This is a genomic window from Candidatus Cloacimonadota bacterium (assembly GCA_011372345.1).
Classification (GTDB): Bacteria; Cloacimonadota; Cloacimonadia; order Cloacimonadales; family TCS61; genus DRTC01.
This window is the reverse complement of sequence record DRTC01000074.1, coordinates 1-1874: the sequence shown is the minus strand read 5'-3', so window position 1 is coordinate 1874 and position 1874 is coordinate 1. Positions and strand designations below refer to the sequence as shown.

Genomic DNA, 1874 nt, shown 5'->3' with positions numbered 1-1874 from the left:
TCTTCTTGCTGTTACAAACGAAGCAATCTCTTGCTTCACATTAAGTTAGAGGAGCAGATTGCTTCGGAAGAATTTCTTTGAATGAGACCTCGCAAAGACAATTTTAAATTATGCAGAATCCATTAAATGAGTTTTAATAAATGAGGTAGGAAAATGAAAAGGATACTTATTGTCGAAGACGAGTATATTATTGCGGAAGACCTGAAATTAATTTTAAGGAAATTCGGTTATCCTGATGTTTCGGTCGCTCGTTCAGCAAATAAAGCTGTGGAAATAATAGAACATGAAAAAACTGATCTGGCTTTGATAGACATTAAATTAGAAGATGGAATGACAGGCTTGGAATTATCAGAAAAAGCTCAAAAAGAATACAATATTCCTTTTATTTTTATAAGTGCTTTTTCTGAAAAGGAAATTGTAGATAGGGCAATGAAAACAAATCCGGTTGCTTATTTATTGAAACCAATCCAGGATAATGAATTAGAGAATTATATCAAGGATGTATTCGGGGGAAAAAAAACGAATCTATTCGAGTCGTAAGAACGAAGTTCGACGACTTGAAACAGCTTGGATAGCAATTGGTTTCGACTCGTCGATCCTTACGAGTCGAATCTAATTCTCAATTTTCAACACTTTTGCTCCCCGTATCTTTCTTTCTTTTAATTCGAGAAGAGCAATATTCGTTTCTTCCAATTTATAAACTTGATATTCCGGTTGGAGCGGGATTTCAGCAGCAAGTTTTAGAAATTCCTCGATATCTTTCCGAGTTACATTAGCAACACTTTTAATTTCTTTTTCCTGCCAGAGATGTTGAGCATAATTTAATTTCAGGAGATATTCTTTATCGATCTCTTCTTTACGGATAGCATTAATAATAAGTCTACCGGCAGGCTTCAGATTTTTCATTGCTTCCACGATCGGCTTCCAAACCGGCGTCGTATCGATGATGGCATCAAGTTTTCCAGGACATTCGGTTTCTGTATCACCAGACCAGAAGGCTCCAAGTTTAAGAGCAAATTCTTGTTCTTTTTTACTGCGGGCAAAAACAAATATTTTAGAATCAGGAAATTTATGTTTGACCAGCAACAGGACGAGATGTCCGGAAGCTCCGAAACCGGTTAAACCTAAATTTTGCCTGTTTTGAAGGTTCGTTAATTTCAAGGAGCGATATCCAACTCCGCCTGCGCAAAGAAGCGGAGCAGCTTCTTCATCAGAAAATATTTCCGGAATTTTGTAAGCAAAATCCTCCGGAACAGTCATATATTCCGCATAACCGCCATTTGCATCTCTTCCTGTAGCAATGAAATCTTTACAGAGATTTTCCTTACCATTCAGACAAAAATCACATTTTCCACAAGCTGAAAAGATCCAGGCAACTCCAACTCTTTCTCCGATTTTGAATCTCTTTGCTTTTTCTCCCTTCTCAACAACTTTTCCGATAACTTCATGTCCGGGAATGATCGGAAAATGGGGAGGAGGTGTTCGTCCTTCGATCTCATCGAGTTCGGTGTGACAAACTCCGCAAACCGAAACTTTAAGTAAAATCTCTTTTTTTTCCGGTTTAGGAATTGGAATATCGACCAATTCCAATGGATTTCTGTTCTTTTTCAGATTTGTGATTTTATTGAGGATCATTGCTTTCATAGTTGCTCCGTAGTTTCATTATCATTCCCAATCCCCGATTGGGAATGCAATTTTTTTGGAAATCCTTGTTTCATTTTTTTTCCTCACTCTAATATTCCAATTCCACTTTGGAAAGGAATTTAATTTCAAAACAGGGTTTAGATGAATATTATGTTCCCGATCAGGGGATTGGGAACAATGCTGTAACTCGGAACTTGTTCCGAGTATTATTTTTTTTCATTATCATTCCC

At 37.0% G+C, this 1874-nt stretch carries 2 protein-coding genes; one reads left to right on the top strand and one right to left on the bottom strand.

Features of this window, described 5'->3' with window-relative positions; translation table 11 throughout:
- Positions 1 to 153 precede the first annotated feature (153 nt).
- A complete protein-coding gene (locus ENL20_01380; GenBank protein HHE37209.1) occupies positions 154 to 540 on the top strand; it encodes a response regulator in 387 nt (128 codons plus the stop codon).
- Positions 541 to 612: 72 nt separating this feature from the next.
- Here ENL20_01380 and ENL20_01375 read toward each other — a convergent pair whose 3' ends face one another.
- Complete coding sequence (locus ENL20_01375; GenBank protein ID HHE37208.1) at positions 613 to 1644, bottom strand: alcohol dehydrogenase; 1032 nt, start codon at positions 1642 to 1644, stop codon at positions 613 to 615.
- Positions 1645 to 1874: the final 230 nt, after the last annotated feature.